Source organism: Nocardioides sp., assembly GCF_016462705.1.
Classification (GTDB): domain Bacteria; phylum Actinomycetota; class Actinomycetes; order Propionibacteriales; family Nocardioidaceae; genus Nocardioides.
In genome coordinates this window covers 1-16,195 of sequence record NZ_JAEMSS010000095.1, presented here as the reverse complement: position 1 = coordinate 16,195, position 16,195 = coordinate 1, and the positions used below count along the sequence as shown (strand labels likewise).

Below are 16,195 nucleotides of genomic sequence, written 5' to 3'. Positions count from 1 at the left end.
GCCTTCGCGCTGCACGACACCTACGGCTTCCCGATCGACCTGACCCTCGAGATGGCCTCGGAGCAGGGGCTCGACGTCGACGAGGTGGGGTTCCGGCGGCTGATGCAGGAGCAGCGGGACCGGGCGAAGGCCGACGCGCGCGCCAAGAAGGGTGCGCACCGTGACGCCACCGCCTACCGCGCGGTCGCCGACTCGATGGGTGCGCCGGTGGAGTTCACCGGCTACGGCGAGGTGGTCTCCGACGGCACCGTCCGCGGCCTGGTCACGGCCGACGGCGTGGTCGACAGCGCCCGGGCCGGCGACGAGATCGAGGTCGTGCTCGACCGGACGCCGTTCTACGCCGAGGGCGGCGGACAGCTCGCGGACGAGGGGATCATCGAGCTGTCCAACGGAGCCCGGCTGCGGGTGAACGACGTCCAGTCACCGATCACCGGCCTGATCGTCCACCAGGCCACCGTCCTGGACGGGGAGGTCACCACCGGCCTGGAGGCGCACTCGCTGGTCGACCTGCAGCGCCGGATGTCGATCTCCCGCGCCCACACGGCGACCCACATGGTCCACAAGGCGTTCCGCGAGGCGCTGGGGGAGACCGCCACCCAGGCGGGCTCCGAGAACGCCCCGGGGCGGTTCCGGTTCGACTTCTCCGCCAGCGGTGCGGTGCCCGGGTCGGTGCTCGCCGACGTCGAGGCCCGGGTCAACGACGTGATCCTCGACGACCTGCTCGTGCACGCCGAGGTGATGACCCAGGCCGAGGCGGTCAAGTCCGGCGCCATGGCGCTGTTCGGCGAGAAGTACGGCGACCAGGTGCGCGTGGTCTCGGTCGGGGACTGGGCCCGCGAGCTGTGCGGCGGCACGCACGCCGGCAGCTCCGGCAAGCTCGGCGTGATCAAGCTGCTCGGGGAGTCGTCCATCGGCTCCGGCGTACGCCGGGTCGAGGCGCTGGTCGGGACCGACGCCTACCAGTTCCTGGCCCGCGAGCACGTGCTCGTGGCGCAGCTGTCGGAAGCGCTGAAGGTCCGGCCCGAGGAGCTGCCCGGTCGGGTCCACGACATCCTCGAGAAGCTCCGGGCGGCCGAGAGGGAGCTCGAGAAGGTCCGCGTGGCCGGACTGCTGGCGCGTGCCGGCGAGCTGGCCGCGGGCGCCGAGCAGGTCGGCGGGGTCGCCCTGGTCGCCACGTCCGCCCCGGGCGCCGGCGGTGGTGACGTCCGGACCCTGGCGCTCGACGTGCGCGGCCGGCTGCCCGCCGGCCAGCCGGGGGTCGTCGTGGTCATCGGCGAGTCGGACGGCAAGGTCGCCGTCGTGGCGGCGGTCAACGACGAGGCACGCGCCCGGGGCCTGAGCGCCAACGAGCTGGTCCGAACGGTCGGCCCCCTGGTCGGCGGCAAGGGCGGTGGCAAGGACGACGTCGCGCAGGGTGGCGGCACCGACGCGTCGCGCGTCGACGAGGCGCTCGCCCTGGTGCGCGTCGAGGTCGGCAAGGTCCTTTGAGACACGGTGTGCGGCTCGGCCTCGATCCCGGCGACGCCCGGATCGGGGTGGCCCGCAGCGACCCCTCAGGCTTCCTGGCGACCCCGGTGGAGACGGTCAAGCGCGGTCGCGGTGACCTCGCCCGGATCGTGGAGATCCTCCGGGACATCACCGAGGAGTCCGACGTCCTCGAGGTGGTGGTCGGGCTGCCCCGCTCGCTCTCGGGGGGTGAGGGTCCCGCGGCCGCGAAGGTGCGGGCCTGGGCGGCGCAGCTGGCCGGAGCCGTGGACCCCGTCCGGGTCCGGCTCGCCGACGAGAGGCTGACCACCGTGACCGCGGAGGCTATGCTGCGCGACCGTAACGTCCCGGGCGGTGCGAAACGCCGCCAGGTGATCGACCAGGCGGCAGCGGTAGTGATCCTGCAGCACGTGCTGGACACCGAACGCACCAGCGGAGCCGCACCGGGCGAGCTCGTCGAGAGGACCCCATGACCGACTACGACACGGGCCCCACGACGGACACAGGCAGCTTCCTCGCCGAGACCACTGGGACCCCCGCCGGCGGTCGCCGGGCGGAGCGGTCCCGGCGCCGCGGTCCCGGCTGCCTGATCGCCCTGGTCGTCCTGGCCCTGCTCTTCGGTGGTCTCTACCTCGGGGTGACCAAGGGCGTGGACTACGTCAGGGACCAGTTCGAGGGGACCCCCGACTACCCGGGCCCCGGCACGGGCGAGGTGGTGTTCGAGGTCAAGTCGGGCGACAGCGTCGCCGAGATGGGCCGCGGCCTCAAGGAGCTCGACGTCGTCAAGTCCGTCGACGCCTTCACGGAGGCCGCGTCGGCCAACCCGGACTCGACCCGGATCCAGGTCGGCTTCTACACGATGCGGCTGCAGATGAAGGCCGAGGACGCGGTCAACCTGCTGGTCGACCCGGCCAACGCCGTCAACGCGGCGGTCACGATCCCCGAGGGCCTGCGGGTGGTGGACATCGTGGAGCGACTGGTCGAGGAGACCGACTTCACGAAGAAGCAGTTCAACGCCGCGCTGGCCGACACCGCCGCCCTCGGGCTCCCGGCGTACGCCGAGGGCAACCCGGAGGGCTACCTCTTCCCGGCGACCTACGAGTTCGGCCCGGAGGCCCAGCCGGCGGACATGCTGCGGGCGATGGTCGCCCGGTGGGAGCAGGCCGCCGCCGACGTGGACCTGGTCGCCAAGGCGGAGGCGCTGGGCTACACCCCCCACGAGATGATGACGATCGCGAGCCTGGTGGAGGCCGAGGGTCGCGGCGACTACACGCCGAAGATCGCGCGGGTCATCTACAACCGGCTGGAGATCGACCCGAACCCGGCCAACGGGCTCCTCCAGATCGACGCGACCGTCAACTACGCGCTGGGTCGCCCCGGCATCGTGGTGCTCACGGAGGACGAGATCGACTCGGTCGCCGACTCGCCGTACAACACCTACGAGCAGCCGGGGCTGCCGCCCGGCCCGATCGAGGCGCCGGGGCAGGCCGCCATGGAGGCGGCGCTCAACCCGGACGAGGGTCCCTGGTTCTTCTACGTCACGGTCAACCTGGAGACCGGCGAGACCAAGTTCACCGAGGACTACGACGAGTTCCTGGAGTTCAAGAACGAGTTCCGCGAGTACTGCGAGACCCAGTCCGACCGGTGCTGAGCCTGCGAGGAGCCCGACGATGAGGTGCGCCGTGCTCGGAGACCCGATCGGCCACTCCCTGTCACCGGCGATCCACCGGGCGGCGTACGACGCGTGGGGGCTCGACGGCTGGCGGTACGACGCCGTGCAGGTGGCGACGGGGGGACTGGCCGGGTTCGTGGCCGGGCTGGACCCGGCCGAGTGGCGCGGGCTCTCGCTGACCATGCCCCTGAAGCGGGAGGCCGTGCCGCTCCTGGACACCCGGGACGAGTGGGTGCGGCTGACCTCGGTGTGCAACACGATCGTCCTGGACGAGGACGGCCACCGGCACGGGCTCAACACCGACGTGACCGGGGCGCTGGCGGCGCTCGGCGACCACGAGGAGCGGCCGGTGGACCGCGCGGTGGTCCTCGGCGGCGGCGCGACGGCCGCGTCGCTCCTGTTGGCCCTCGCCGAGCGCGGCACCCGGCACGCCACGCTGGTGGTCCGGGACCCGGCCCGGGTGGAGGAGACGCTGCGGGTGGTCCTCGGCCGCCCCGGAGGGCCCGAGACGGTGGTGCGCACCTTCGACGAGGTCTCCACGACCCGCCTCGAGGCCGACGTCCTGGTCTCGACCGTCCCGGCCTCCGCCCAGGTCCCGGAGCTGCTGGCGGCCGTCGCCGGGATCGGGCTGGTCTTCGAGGTCGTCTACGAGCCCTGGCCCACCCCCCTGGCCGAGGCGGCCACGCGGGCCGGGCACGCCGTGATCAGCGGGCTCGACCTGCTGGTCGCCCAGGCGGTCGACCAGGTGGCGGCGATGACCGGCCGGCTCGACGTCCCGGCCGGTGCCATGCGCCGCGCCGCCGAGGAAGCGCTCGAGTCGAGGCGGGCACGGTGACCGACCTCCAGCCGGTCACCGCGGCGGTGACCGGCGTCCTGGGTCTCGCGTCCGGTCCGCTGGTCCCGTGGCTCATCGGCCGGCTGCCCGAGCCCGACCCGGAGCCGGAGCCGCCCGACCCGGAGCCCGAGGAACCGAAGGAGCTCTACGCCGACATCGCGGCCCTCCCGGGACTCGCGCTGAAGGCCGCGGTCGCGGGCGGGGTCGCGGCCGCGCTGCTCGGCCTCGGCCTGGGCTGGTCATGGCCGCTGCTGGTGGTGCTGCCGCTCGTCCCGGTGTCGGTGGCGCTGGCCGTCATCGACTGGCGGACCCGGCTGCTGCCCCGCCTGATCATCCTGCCCGCGCTGGCCGGGTCCCTCGTCACGGTCGCGGCCAGCTGGGCGCTGGACGGGTTCGACGGGGGGACCGGCACGGTCGTGCGGACGCTGGTCGGCTGCGTGGCGGCGTTCCTGGTGTTCTTCGTGCTGTGGTTCGTCTACCCGAGCGGCATGGGGTTCGGCGACGTCCGGCTGTCGGCGCTGCTGGGCCTGGTACTGGGCTACCTGGGGTGGAGCGAGTGGCTGGTCGGGCTCTACGGCGGGTTCCTGCTCGGCGCGGTGATCGGTGGCGTCCTGGCGCTGCTCAAGGTGGTGGACCGCAAGGGCTACCCGTTCGGTCCGTTCATGCTGGTCGGGGCCCTCGTGGGCGTCCTGGCCGGACAGCCGGTCATCGACCTGCTCTACTCCTGAAACAATCCCCCCATGACGTTGCGCTGGCTGACCGCGGGTGAGTCCCACGGACCCTCCCTGGTGGCGATCCTCGAGGGGCTGCCCGCGCACGTCTCGGTGACCTCCGACGACATCAGCGATGCGTTGGCCCGGCGCCGGCTGGGCTACGGCCGTGGCGCCCGGATGAAGTTCGAGCGCGACGAGGTCACCGTCGTCGGCGGCGTCCGGCACGGCCGCACCCAGGGCGGGCCGGTGGCGATCCAGATCGCCAACACCGAGTGGCCCAAGTGGGAGACGGTCATGTCGGCCGACCCGGTCGACCCGGTGATGCTGGAGGGGTCGGCGCGCAACGCTCCCCTGACCCGTCCCCGGCCCGGCCACGCCGACCTCGCCGGCATGCAGAAGTACGGGTTCGACGAGGCGCGGCCCGTGCTCGAGCGCGCCTCGGCCCGGGAGACGGCGGCCCGGGTGGCACTCGGCCGGGTCGCGTCCAACTTCCTCGAGCAGGCGGTCGGCGCCCGGATCGTCTCGCACGTCATCGAGCTCGGCGGCGTCCGGGCCCCCGACGGGCTCTGGCCCGAGCCGGACGACGTCACCCGCCTGGACGACGACCCGGTGCGCTGCCTGGACGCGGACACCAGCAAGCAGATGGTCGAGCGGATCGACCAGGCGCACGACGACGGCGACACGCTCGGCGGCGTGGTCGAGGTGGTCGTCCACGGGCTGCCACCAGGTCTCGGCTCCCACGTCCACTGGGACCGCCGCCTGGACTCGCGGCTGGCCGGCGCACTGATGGGCATCCAGGCGATCAAGGGCGTCGAGGTCGGCGACGGGTTCGCGCTGGCCGCCACCCCGGGCTCGCTGGCGCACGACGAGATGGTCGCCACGCCCGAGGGCATCCGCCGGGTCAGCGGCCGGTCCGGCGGGACCGAGGGCGGCATGACCACCGGTGAGGTCCTCCGGGTCCGGGCCGCCATGAAGCCGATCGCCACCGTGCCCCGGGCGCTGCGCACCGTGGACGTCGCGACGGGCGAGGAGGCCGTGGCCCACCACCAGCGCTCGGACGTGTGCGCCGTGCCGGCCGCCGGCATCGTGGCCGAGGCGATGGTGGCGCTCGTGCTCGCCGACGCCGTCCTGGAGAAGTTCGGCGGCGACGCGGTCCAGGAGACCCGCCGCAACGCCGAGAGCTACCTGGACACGTTGAGGTTCAGGTGAGCCTGCTGTGACGGCGCGTGTCGTGCTGGTGGGCCCCATGGGCGCCGGCAAGTCCACCGTCGGCGCCCTGCTCGCCGAGGCCTGGGGGGTCCCGGCCCGGGACACCGACGCCGACGTCGAGGCGCTCGAGGGCCGGTCGATCTCGGACGTCTTCGTGGACTCGGGTGAGGCGCACTTCCGCGACCTGGAGCGCAAGGCGGTCGCCGAGGCGCTCGCCGCCCACGAGGGCGTGCTGTCCCTGGGCGGGGGCGCGGTCCTCGACCCCGCCACCCGCGACCTGCTGCGCGGGCACCGGGTCGTGTTCCTCAGGGTCGGCCTCGCCGAGGCCGTGAAGCGGGTCGGCCTGGGCAGCTCGCGACCGCTGCTGCTCGGCAACGTCCGGTCCCGGATCAAGGCGCTGCTCGACGAGCGGACGCCGGTCTACGAGTCGGTCGCCACCCTCACCGTCGACACCGATGGCAAGGACCCCGCCGAGGTCGTCGCGGAGATCCGCGAGGCGCTCGGATGAGCACGATCCGGGTCGACGGTCCGGCGCCCTACGACGTCGTCGTCGGGCGCGGCGTCCTCGACCGGGTGCCGTCGCTGCTGGGTGACGGGGTACGCCGCGTCGCGCTCGTGCACGCCCCGGGGCTCACCGTCGACCTGCCCGGCGACTACGAGGTCCTCGACCTCGAGGTCCCCGACGGAGAGGCCGCCAAGACCGCGACGGTGGTCGCCGACGCCTGGGAGCGGTTGGGTGCGGCCGGCTTCACCCGGTCCGACGCGGTCGTCACCGTGGGCGGTGGGGCGACGACCGATGTCGGAGGCTTCATCGCGGCGACCTGGCTGCGCGGTGTCCGGGTCGTGCACGTCCCGACCACGCTGCTGGCCATGGTGGACGCTGCCGTGGGCGGCAAGACCGGGATCGACACCGGTGCCGGCAAGAACCTCGTCGGTGCCTTCCACGAGCCCGCCGGGGTCCTCTGCGACGTCGACCTGCTCACGACGCTGCCGGCCGCCGAGCTCGTCAGCGGGCTCGCCGAGGTCGTCAAGTGCGGGTTCATCGCCGACCCCGTGATCCTGGACGTCGTTGCGGCCGACCCCGCCGCGGTGCTCGACCCGGCCGCGCCGGCGCTGCTCGAGATGGTCGAGCGGTCCGTGACGGTGAAGGCGCACGTGGTGGCCGGCGACCTCAAGGAGACCGGGGGAGTCGGCGGGCACCCGGGCCGCGAGGCCCTCAACTACGGCCACACGCTCGCCCACGCGATCGAGAAGGTGACCGGCTACGCGGTGCGGCACGGCGAGGCGGTCTCGATCGGCATGGTCTACGTCGCGGCGCTGGCCCGGCTCGCCGGACGGCTGGACGGCGCGACCGCGGCGCGGCACGCCGAGGTGCTCGGCTCCTTGGGGCTGCCGACCTCGTGGGCGGACGCGCCGTTCGACGACCTGCTGAAGGTGATGCGTGTGGACAAGAAGACCCGCGGCGACACCCTGCGCTTCGTGATCCTCGACGGGCTGGCCCGTCCCGTCGTGCTGACCGGCCCGTCGGAGGACCTGCTGCGGGCGGCGTACGCCGAGATCGGGGGAGCGGTGTGACCCGGGTCCTGGTCCTCAACGGCCCCAACCTGGGCCGGCTCGGCAGGCGGCAGCCGGAGATCTACGGCACGACCACCCACGCCGAGCTGGCGGAGCTGTGCGTCACCTGGGGTGGGGCGCTCGGGCTCGAGGTCGAGGTGCGCCAGACCAACCACGAGGGCGAGCTGCTCGACTGGCTCAACGCCGCCGCCGACGACGACACGCCCGTGGTGCTCAACGCCGCGGCGTGGACGCACTACTCCTACGCGCTCCTCGACGCGTGCGCCCAGCTCACCGCGCCGCTGGTCGAGGTGCACATCAGCGACCCGCACCAGCGGCCGGAGGAGTTCCGGCACCACTCCGTCATCACGGCGTACGCCGTCGAGGTCGTGGCCGGCCACGGGATCGAGGGCTACCGGCTGGCGCTCGAGCGGATCGCGGCCGCTGAATCGGACCCACCACACCCGGCGCACTAGACTCGGCGGTTGCTGCCCGGACGACGGGCGGCTACCGAAACGCCCCTCGACCCGAAGGCTGATCCGCGCGCATGGCAACGACCAACGACCTGAAGAACGGCATGGTGCTCAACCTGGACGGCCAGCTCTGGCAGGTCATCTGGTTCCAGCACCACAAGCCCGGCAAGGGCGGCGCCGTGGTGCGCTCCAAGCTCAAGAACGTCGAGTCCGGCAAGACCGTGGACAAGACCTTCAACGCGGACGTGAAGGTTGAGGTCGCCAACGTCGACAAGCGGACGATGCAGTACCTCTACAACGACGGCACCTCCTACGTCTTCATGGACGTGCAGACCTACGACCAGGTCGAGATCACGCCCGAGATCGTCGGTGACGCCAGCAACTTCCTGCTGGAGAACCAGGAGGCGATCGTGGCCAGCAACGACGGCCGGGTCCTCTACATCGAGCTCCCCGCCTCGGTCGAGCTGGAGGTCACCTACACCGAGCCGGGGCTCCAGGGCGACCGCTCGACCGGCGGCACCAAGCCCGCCACCGTCGAGACCGGCGCGACCGTGCAGGTGCCGCTGTTCATCACCACCGGCGAGCGGATCAAGGTGGACACGCGCGACTCGTCGTACCTGGGCCGCATCTCCTCGTGACAGCACGTTCGAAGGCCCGCAAGCGGGCTCTGGACGTGCTCTTCGCCGCGGACCTGCGCGGTGAGTCGGCGGTCGAGGCGCTCGAGACGGCGATCGCCGACGGCGAGGGCCCGACCAACGACTACACCGAGACGCTGGTCCGGGGCGTGGTCGCCGAGCAGGAGCGGATCGACGCGCTGCTGAGCGAGCACGCCCAGGGCTGGACCCTCGACCGGATGCCCGGGGTCGACCGCAACGTGCTGCGGCTCGGCGTCTACGAGATGCTCTACGTCGACGACGTGCCGGACGCGGTGGCCGTGTCCGAGGCGGTCGCGCTGGCCCGTGACCTGTCGACCGACGAGTCCCCGTCGTTCGTCAACGGGGTCCTCGGCGCGGTCCTGCGCCAGACCGCGGGCTGAACCGTCCCGGCGCGGGGTACCGGCACCCGCATGGGTGAGGGAGAGGTGCTGACGCGTGCCGCGCACAAGGTCGGCCGGCAGGACGGCAGTGACTGGCTGGACGTCGCCGCGCGGGTCGGGCTGACGGCGTACGGCGTCGTGCACCTGGTGATCGCCTGGCTCGCGCTGCAGCTGGCGTTCGGCGACCGCCAGGGGTCGCCGTCGAGCTCGGGGGCCATCAGCGAGCTCGCGCAGCAGCCGTTCGGCAAGGTGCTGGTCTGGGCCGTCGCGATCGGCATGTTCCTGCTGGTGGTCTGGCAGGGCATCGAGGCGGTCGCGGGCCACCGGGACGAGGACGGCGGCAAGCGCACCGGCAAGCGGCTGCTCTCGGCGGGCAAGTGCGCCGTGTACGCCGCGATCGGGATCAGCGCGGTGAAGGTGGCCGTCGGCTCTGGGTCCTCCGGGAAGTCGTCGGAGAAGCAGACCGACTCGATGACCGCGACGATCATGGACCTCCCTGCCGGACAGCTGCTGGTGGGGGCCGTCGGCCTGGGCATCGTCGGCGTCGGCGTCGCCTTCGCGGTGCGCGCCTGGACCGAGAAGTTCGCCAAGCACCTGGACGCCGAGGGCAAGAGCGGCAGCACCGGCAGGGCGTACCTCTGGTTCGGCAAGGTCGGCTACGCCGCCAAGGGGGTCGCGCTGGGAGTCGTCGGCTCGCTGTTCTGCTACGCGGCCCTCACCCACGACGCCGAGGAGTCGGGCGGGCTGGACCAGGCGCTGCACGAGGTGCTCGACAAGCCGTTCGGCCCGGTCCTGCTCGGCGTCATCGCCGTGGGGATCGGGTGCTACGGGCTGTTCTGCCTGGCCCGGGCGAGGCACCTCTCGAGGTAGCTAGCGCGGCGGCCCGTCGGCAGGGTCGCGGGTCTCGAGCACCTCGACCTCGTCGCCGACCCGGATCGTCACGCCGGGGGTGTCGCACACCAGGTTGGTGCCGAACCACACGGCACCGTCCCAGCGCCGGGTCCGGGCCAGCGTCGCCGTCGGCTCCTTGGACCGCTCTGCGGTCTCGGGGTCGGTCGTGGGGATGGCGCAGCGCGGGCAGCCCTTGACGGCCCGGAAGACGGCCGCGCCGACCTTGATCCTGGCCCAGCCGTCGTCGGCCCACGGGTCGGCGCCGGCGACCACGATGTTGGGCCGGAACCGGACCATGGGGAGCGGGCCCTGGGCGGCCATCGGACCCTCCGCGATCTGCGCGTTGAGGTCGGCGAGCGACTCCTCGGTGGTGAGGTGCAGCGGGTAGCCGTCGGCGAACGCCATCGGCACGCCCGGGCCGGCGTACGCCGGGTTGGCGGGGCGGCGCGACGGGTCGTCGGCGTGCACGAGCCGGACGGCGTCGCCCACCGCCTTGCTGAACCACTCGTGCGCCTCGGGAGCCGCCAGTGCCGCGAGGAACGGGGTGCCGCGGAAGAGGCTGACCGGGGTCGTCTCGGCGCCGGTGGGAAGGTCCACCGACAGGTCGGGGAGACCTGAGCCGGAGGTGTCCCGGACCACCAGGCCGCCGTCGTCACGCAGCTCGGGATGCACGAGGAGCAGGCCCTTGCGCTCGCGGATCGTGACCGCCTCGCCGAGGTCGTCGACGAGCATCCAGCGGCGGTCGCCGCGCAGTCCCCACGGCTCGACGACGCCCTCGTCGAGCAGCTCGCCGCGGCAGGACTTCACGGGGAACCGGCGGATCTCGGTCACGACGACAGCCATGCCGAAACCCTAGGTCTACTCCAGCGCGGGGGACAGGAACGTCCCCAGGTGGGAGCGCAGCGAGTCGCCGTCGTCGGCGTCGACCCGGCGGCCGGGGATGCCGACCAGGGAGACCAGGACCCGGATCACCCACTCGGCGGCGTCCTCGACGTCCAGGTCGGCCCGGACCAGCCCGCGCTCCTTGGCGGCCGCGAGCTCGGCCACCCAGAAGTCGAGCAACCCGGGGACGATGTCGTGGACGTAGGTCCCCATCACCTGGGCGTAGGCCTCCGGCTCGGCCTCGGCGAGGTCGAGCGCGAGGGGGCCGAGGGGCGCCGCCCGGGAGAGCAGCACCGCCTCGGCGACCATCCCGGCGACGTCGTCGGCGGCCGAGATGCGGGCGTGCGCGTCCTTCCAGAACTGCTCGTCCCGCCGGATCAGCGTGGCCGAGACGAGCGTGCTCTTGTCGGAGAACAACCGGTGCACGTAGGCCCGGGACAGGCCCGCCTCGGCCGCCACGCCCGCCACCGTGGTCCGCCGGATGCCGTCCCGGCGCAGGCACGCCTCGGCGGCGTCGAGGATCCGGGTGCGAGCGCTCACCCGACCGAGTGTAGACACTTGTGCAGAAGTGTCTACAACCTCTACGTTCGGCCCGTGGGTTTCCTGCAGCCGAGCCACCCGGACCTCGACCTCCCCGCCTGGCGCCGAGGCACGCGTCAGGAGCGGATGAAGCCCCTCGTCCGCCACTTCTGCGAGGTGGGATTCGGCTCGCCCGACGCCGTGACCCTCGTCTACGTCCTCAAGATCGCGCTCTACCTCCTTGTCGGCTGGCTCTTCGTGCTCTCCACGCCGGGCATCGACGGCTTCACGGAGGTCGGGCGCTGGTGGGACTCGCCGGCGGTCTTCTACAAGTTCGTCCTCTGGACCATGCTCTTCGAGGTCCTCGGCCTCGGCTGCGGGTTCGGCCCGCTCAACCTGCGGATGACCCCGCCGCTCGGTTCGTTCCTGTACTGGCTGCGGCCCGGCACGATCCGGCTCGCGCCCTGGGGCACCCGGGTCCCGCTCACGGGCGGCGACACCCGCGCCGTGGTCGACGTCGTGCTCTACGCCGCCCTGCTGGTGTCGCTCGCCGTCGCTGCCTGGGGCGCACTGCCTCGGTGGCAGGTGCTCGTCGTGCTGGTCGTGCTGGCCATGGTCGGCCTCCGGGACAAGGTCATCTTCCTGGCGGCCCGGTCCGAGGTCTACGGGACGCTCGCGGTCACCTACCTGTTCATCAACAGCGGGGTGGACGCCTTCGTCGCCGCGCAGCTGGTCATGGTGGCGATCTGGTGGGGGGCGGCGACCTCCAAGGTCAACCGGCACTTCCCGTTCGTGGTGGCCGCCATGGAGAGCAACAGCCCCGTGTGGCGGTCGAAGCGGATCAAGCGGCGCTTCCACCGGGACTTCCCCGACGACCTGCGGCCCTCGGGCTTGTCGCGGGCCCTCGCCCACGGCGGCACGGTGTTCGAGTACGTCGTCCCGCTGCTGCTCCTGCTCGGCGACGGAGGGGTCGTGACCAACGTGGCCGCGGTGGGCATGCTGCTGTTCCACTTCCACATCCTGTCGAGCCTGCCGATGGGCGTGCCGCTGGAGTGGAACGTCTTCATGATGATCGGGATCGTCAACCTGTTCGTGGGCGGTGCCGGGGTGGGCGTCACCGACCTCACCGACCCGGTTCCGGTGGTCCTGCTCATGACGGTCGTGGCCGCTGTCGTCCTGCTCGGCAACCTGCGCCCGGACCTCGTCTCCTTCCTGCCCGCGATGCGCTACTACGCCGGCAACTGGGACACCTCGATGTGGTGCTTCCGCGGCGACGCCCTCGACAAGATGGACGCCCACCTGGTCAAGGCCTCGCTGATGCCCCACCAACAGCTGGAGAAGATGTACGGCGACGAGGACGTCGTCGCGATGACCATGAACCTCGGCTACGCGTTCCGCGGCATGCACACGCACGGGCGGGCGCTCTTCGCGCTCGTCGAGCGCGCCTGCGGACCCGAGCACGAGGACTACCTGGTCATCGACGGCGAGATGGTGGCCGGCACGGCGCTGGGCTGGAACTTCGGCGACGGCCACCTGCACGACGAGCGACTGGTGGCAGCCCTGCAGAGACGCTGCCACTTCGAGCCGGGTGAGGTGCGGGTCGTGATGCTCGAGGCGCAGCCCTTCCACAAGACCACCCAGCGCTACCGGCTCGTCGACGCGGCGACCGGCGAGCTCGAGCGGGGCTACGTCGAGGTCGCGGACATGGTGAGCCGCCAGCCCACCGACCTCGACATCCCGGTGCACGTCACCTCCTGAACGTGGTCGACACTGGAGGGGTGCTGGACGCCGTGGTCGTGGGGTCCGGGCCCAACGGGCTCGCGGCCGCCGTCGCGCTCGCCCGCGCCGGGCACTCGGTGACCGTCCTCGAGGGTGCCGACACCATCGGCGGCGGCACCCGCAGCGAGGAGCTCACGGTCCCCGGCGTCATCCACGACCTGTGCTCGGCCGTGCACCCGTTCGGGCTCGCGTCGCCGTTCTTCGCCTCGCTGCCGCTCGAGGAGCACGGGCTGGTCTGGCGCTACCCGGAGATCGACCTGGCCCACCCCCTCGACGACGGGTCGGCCGGGGTCATGGTGCGCTCGCTGGAGGAGACGTGTGCCGGGCTGGGCGTCGACGGACCCGCCTGGCGGCGGGCCTTCGCCCCGGTCGTCGACGGCTTCGCCGACCTGGCCGACGACATCCTCGGCCCGGTCCTCCGCTGGCCGGCGCACCCGGTCCGGATGGCCCGGTTCGGGTTGCGCGGGGGACTGCCGGCCAGCCTGTTCGTGAGGCGCTTCAGGACGCCGCAGGCCAAGGCGCTGTTCGGCGGCTCGGCCGCCCACGTCTTCCGACCGCTCGACCGGCCGGCCACGGCATCGGTGGCGATGATGCTGTTCGCGGCGGGCCACGTCCACGGCTGGCCGGTGGCCGAGGGCGGCTCGGCGAGCATCACCCACGCGCTGGCCTCGCTCCTCCGCTCGCTCGGCGGCACGATCGTGACCGGCCACCCGGTCACCTCGCGCGCGGACCTGCCCGCGGCGCGGGTCACCCTCTACGACACCGGACCCGGCGCCGTCGCCGACATCCTCGGGGAGGAGCTGCCGGGCGGCACCCGGCGTGCGTACCGCCGCTGGAAGTACGGACCGGGCTCCTTCAAGGTCGACCTCGCGGTCCGCGGCGGCATCCCCTGGACCAACGAGGCCGCGCGCCGGGCCGGGACGGTTCACCTGGGCGGGACCTTCGAGGAGATCGCGGAGGCGGAGGCGGCCGTCTGCGCCGGACGCATGCCGGAGCGGCCGTTCGTCCTGCTCGCCCAGCAGTCGCTCGCCGACCCCACCCGGGCCGTGGGGGACGTCCACCCGGTCTGGGCCTACGCGCACGTCCCGGCGCGCTGGAGCGGTCCGGGGGAGCAGATCGTGCTCGACCAGATCGAGCGCTTCGCCCCCGGCGTCCGCGAGCGCATCGTCGCGACCGCCGTGCGGGACCCCGCGGGCTTCGCGGCCGACAACCCCAACTACGTGGGTGGGGACATCGCCGGCGGCGCCAACAACCTCACGCAGCTCGTGGGCCGGCCCAAGATCCTGGGCGACCCCTACGCCACCGGCGTCCCTGGGCACTACCTGTGCTCGTCGGCGACCCCGCCGGGCGCCGGTGTCCACGGGATGTGCGGCTACCGCGCGGCCGCCCGGGCGCTGACGTACCTCGGAGCAGGCTGACCGCCTCGACGGTTCGGCCAGGCCCTCCACCGCGAGGCAGCCGATGCCCGCGGACGTCGTCGGGTCGTGCTCACCGGATCATGATGGGCGGGATGTCAGGGTGGCGCCATGGTGAATGTCGACGTCGTGGTGCTGGGGCTCGGCCCCGGCGGTGAGTACGCCGCCCGGAAGCTCGCCGAGGCAGGGCTCGACGTGGTCGGGGTCGACCGGGCGCTGGTCGGTGGCGAGTGCCCGTTCTGGGGCTGCACCCCGTCCAAGCTGATGGTCCGCGCCGCCGACGTCCTGGCGGAGGCGCGCCGGGTGCCCGCACTGGCCGGCCGGGTCGAGGTCGCCCCCGACTGGTCGCTGGTCGCGGCCAGGGTCCGGGAGGCCAACCACGACTGGACCGACCACCACCACGCCGGCCCGCTCGAGGACGCCGGGGTGCGGATCGTGCGCGGCCACGGGCGGCTCGACGGCGTGGGTCGCGTCATCGTGGAGACCGAGGACGGCCCGCGGACCTTCGAGGCCGCCCGCGGAGTCGTCCTCAACACCGGCACCGAACCGGCCCGGCTGCCTGTCGACGGGCTCGCCCAGACGCCGTACTGGACCAACCGGGAGGCCATGTTGGTCACCGAGGTCCCGAGCACGCTGGTCGTCGTGGGCGGCGGCCCCAACGGCGTCGAGCTCGCCCAGGCGTTCGCGCGTTTCGGGGCCCAGGTGACCCTGCTGGAGGCCGCCGACCGGATCGTGGCCGCGGAGGAGCCCGAGGCGAGCGAGGTGCTCACCGCGGTGCTGCGGGACGAGGGTATCGAGGTCCGCGCCGGGGTCGAGGTCCAGCGAGTGAGCCACGACGGCCGGTTCACGCTGCTCGTGGACGGCACCGAGCTCGTCGCCGACCAGCTGCTGGTCGCCGCCGGCCGGTCCAACAACATCGCCGACATCGGCCTCGACACCGTCGGACTGGACCCCGAGGCCCACCAGGTCGACGTGGACGACCGGTCGCGGGCGGGGGAACGGCTCTGGGCGGTCGGCGACATCACCGGCCGCGGCGCGTTCACCCACGTGTCGCGCTACCAGGCGTACGTCGCCGTCGCGGACATCCTCGGGACCGAGGACGTGCGAGCCGAGTACCACGCGGTCAGCAGGGTGACCTTCACCGACCCCGAGGTCGGCTCGGTCGGTCTCACCGAGGCGGAGGCCCGCGACCAGGGGCTGCCTGTGCGGGTGGCCACCGCCGACGTCGAGCGGTCCAGCCGGGGTTGGGTGCACGGTCCGGGCACGACCGGCGTGGTCAAGCTGGTCAGCGACGTGGACCGCGACGTCCTGGTCGGTGCCACGGTGGTCGCCCCCTTCGGCGGCGAGGTGCTGGGGATGCTGGTGACCGCGGTGCACGCCGGGGTACCTCTCCCGGTGCTGCGCCGCATGCACTTCGCCTACCCCACGTTCCACCGTGCGATCCAGGTCGCGCTGGGCAAGCTGCACGAGGCGGGGAACGCGTAGGGTGCGGCGTACCTGACGGAACTCGGAACCGGAGGAATGCGACACATGTCGGAGTCCCCACGCCCCTTGTCGGACGGCGCCTCGCTCGACGCAGCCGATGACACCAGCGACCGGCTCTACACCCCCGAGGAGCTGGCGGCCTACGCCGCCGAGCAGGCACGGGCCGACGGGGCCCCGGCACCGGACCCGCTGACGGACCCGCTGCCCGCGGTCGGCCCGCCGGCGGGCGAGCAGCCTCCTCCGCCTC

Annotated in this window: 17 protein-coding genes and 1 pseudogene; 16 read left to right on the top strand and 2 right to left on the bottom strand. The window is 72.9% G+C overall.

The window, feature by feature from the left end:
* The 12 genes from JHD21_RS13010 to JHD21_RS12955 form a co-directional block, all read left to right on the top strand.
* Positions 1 to 1,488 (top strand): alanine--tRNA ligase-related protein (locus JHD21_RS13010; RefSeq protein ID WP_292675884.1); only part of this gene is annotated, 1,488 nt, incomplete at its 5' end.
* Entirely contained in the window at positions 1,485 to 1,958 is a 474-nt protein-coding gene (gene ruvX / locus JHD21_RS13005; RefSeq protein WP_292675881.1) for a Holliday junction resolvase RuvX, read from the top strand. The genes JHD21_RS13010 and ruvX, both read left to right, overlap by 4 nt.
* Complete coding sequence (mltG, locus tag JHD21_RS13000) at positions 1,955 to 3,136, top strand: endolytic transglycosylase MltG (RefSeq protein WP_292675877.1); 1,182 nt, start codon at positions 1,955 to 1,957, stop codon at positions 3,134 to 3,136. The genes ruvX and mltG overlap by 4 nt, the downstream gene beginning before the upstream one ends.
* A 19-nt stretch (positions 3,137 to 3,155) precedes the next feature.
* Positions 3,156 to 3,992, top strand: coding sequence for a shikimate dehydrogenase (locus JHD21_RS12995; RefSeq protein WP_292675874.1), 837 nt, complete (start codon positions 3,156 to 3,158; stop codon positions 3,990 to 3,992).
* Positions 3,989 to 4,720 (top strand): A24 family peptidase, encoded by a 732-nt coding sequence (locus tag JHD21_RS12990; protein ID WP_292675872.1) that lies wholly within the window; start codon positions 3,989 to 3,991, stop codon positions 4,718 to 4,720. The genes JHD21_RS12995 and JHD21_RS12990 overlap by 4 nt, the downstream gene beginning before the upstream one ends.
* Positions 4,721 to 4,732: 12 nt before the next feature.
* Positions 4,733 to 5,914, top strand: a complete 1,182-nt coding sequence (gene aroC / locus JHD21_RS12985; RefSeq protein WP_292675869.1) for a chorismate synthase — start codon at positions 4,733 to 4,735, stop codon at positions 5,912 to 5,914.
* A 7-nt stretch (positions 5,915 to 5,921) separates the two neighbouring features.
* Positions 5,922 to 6,422, top strand: coding sequence for a shikimate kinase (locus JHD21_RS12980; protein WP_365696064.1), 501 nt, complete (start codon positions 5,922 to 5,924; stop codon positions 6,420 to 6,422).
* The gene (gene aroB / locus JHD21_RS12975; protein WP_292675867.1) at positions 6,419 to 7,489 is read left to right on the top strand and encodes a 3-dehydroquinate synthase; all 1,071 of its coding nucleotides are present in this window, start codon (positions 6,419 to 6,421) and stop codon (positions 7,487 to 7,489) included. The genes JHD21_RS12980 and aroB overlap by 4 nt, the downstream gene beginning before the upstream one ends.
* Positions 7,486 to 7,944 (top strand): type II 3-dehydroquinate dehydratase, encoded by a 459-nt coding sequence (locus tag JHD21_RS12970; RefSeq protein ID WP_292675864.1) that lies wholly within the window; start codon positions 7,486 to 7,488, stop codon positions 7,942 to 7,944. Before aroB ends, JHD21_RS12970 begins: the two co-directional genes overlap by 4 nt.
* Before the next feature lie 71 nt (positions 7,945 to 8,015).
* Positions 8,016 to 8,579, top strand: a complete 564-nt coding sequence (gene efp / locus JHD21_RS12965; RefSeq protein WP_292675861.1) for an elongation factor P — start codon at positions 8,016 to 8,018, stop codon at positions 8,577 to 8,579.
* Positions 8,576 to 8,977, top strand: coding sequence for a transcription antitermination factor NusB (nusB, locus tag JHD21_RS12960; protein ID WP_292675858.1), 402 nt, complete (start codon positions 8,576 to 8,578; stop codon positions 8,975 to 8,977). The genes efp and nusB overlap by 4 nt, the downstream gene beginning before the upstream one ends.
* Positions 8,978 to 9,007: 30 nt before the next feature.
* Positions 9,008 to 9,847: a DUF1206 domain-containing protein gene (locus tag JHD21_RS12955; protein ID WP_292675855.1), complete on the top strand. Its 840-nt coding sequence runs from the start codon at positions 9,008 to 9,010 to the stop codon at positions 9,845 to 9,847.
* Here the strand turns inward: JHD21_RS12955 and JHD21_RS12950 are convergent, their stop codons facing one another.
* Complete coding sequence (locus JHD21_RS12950; protein ID WP_292675854.1) at positions 9,848 to 10,711, bottom strand: MOSC domain-containing protein; 864 nt, start codon at positions 10,709 to 10,711, stop codon at positions 9,848 to 9,850.
* Positions 10,712 to 10,726: 15 nt separating this feature from the next.
* Positions 10,727 to 11,290 carry a TetR/AcrR family transcriptional regulator gene (locus JHD21_RS12945; RefSeq protein ID WP_292675852.1) on the bottom strand — a complete coding sequence of 188 codons (564 nt, stop codon included), beginning with the start codon at positions 11,288 to 11,290 and terminating at the stop codon, positions 10,727 to 10,729.
* A 54-nt stretch (positions 11,291 to 11,344) separates the two neighbouring features.
* Between JHD21_RS12945 and JHD21_RS12940 the strand changes: the two genes are divergently transcribed.
* From JHD21_RS12940 to JHD21_RS12925, 4 genes and pseudogenes are all read left to right on the top strand, one after another.
* Positions 11,345 to 13,027 carry a DUF3556 domain-containing protein gene (locus JHD21_RS12940; protein ID WP_292675849.1) on the top strand — a complete coding sequence of 561 codons (1,683 nt, stop codon included), beginning with the start codon at positions 11,345 to 11,347 and terminating at the stop codon, positions 13,025 to 13,027.
* Positions 13,028 to 13,029: 2 nt separating this feature from the next.
* Positions 13,030 to 14,466, top strand: coding sequence for an NAD(P)/FAD-dependent oxidoreductase (locus tag JHD21_RS12935; RefSeq protein ID WP_292675847.1), 1,437 nt, complete (start codon positions 13,030 to 13,032; stop codon positions 14,464 to 14,466).
* 108 nt (positions 14,467 to 14,574) lie between these two features.
* Positions 14,575 to 15,948, top strand: coding sequence for an NAD(P)/FAD-dependent oxidoreductase (locus tag JHD21_RS12930; RefSeq protein WP_292675844.1), 1,374 nt, complete (start codon positions 14,575 to 14,577; stop codon positions 15,946 to 15,948).
* Positions 15,949 to 15,993: 45 nt separating this feature from the next.
* Positions 15,994 to 16,195, top strand: a pseudogene (locus JHD21_RS12925) (hypothetical protein); the annotation flags it as partial.